This is a genomic window from Coprococcus sp. AF51-11b1 (assembly GCF_027682785.1).
GTDB classification, from domain to species: Bacteria; Bacillota; Clostridia; order Lachnospirales; family Lachnospiraceae; genus Allocoprococcus; species Allocoprococcus comes.
Genome location: NZ_JAQCZB010000008.1, coordinates 44363 through 44899 on the forward strand (window position 1 = coordinate 44363; position 537 = coordinate 44899).

1 protein-coding gene is annotated in these 537 nt (G+C 31.5%); it reads right to left on the reverse strand.

The features are described from left to right. Positions 1-24: 24 nt before the first annotated feature. Entirely contained in the window at positions 25-339 is a 315-nt protein-coding gene (locus PGY05_RS09035; protein WP_025656188.1) for a hypothetical protein, read from the reverse strand. Positions 340-537 lie beyond the last annotated feature (198 nt).

A 537-nucleotide genomic window follows, 5' to 3' on the forward strand; every position in this document is an offset into this window, starting at 1 on the left:
TGTTTGTCGCATACAAACTTGAAGTTATCTTTTTCCTAATGGCAATGCTATTAAATTTCCCAATAATGCAATAACAGCATATCCAACTACATAAACCCATGCACTTGAGTTATAAAATATAAATATAGATGGCGCAAACATTATTGCTACAATCAAAATATACCAGAAGTTAAAACCATTCCTAATCCCATAAAAAACAGAGGTTATTAAACATATTAGAGGAATAATTACTAACATAACAATCATTGCACTTCCTGTGTTTTTTATAAACCAAGGAACGATATAAAAATCTATCAGCAACAGTAGGTAGAAAACCATGTTCTTTTTTAATTTATCCATCATATCATCATCCTTTCAAATCCCGATTTGTCTGTTTCACATTATACACAGTATAATTCCATTTCACAAAATGTTCAATCAAAAAAAGTATGCAAGATTTTTATATTTTCTTGGCATACCTCTTATTGCAGTATTTCCTTGTTCGTATTTTCGCAAACTAACGTTCCGCAAGGATGCCCAGTGCGACGGTTCCTAACA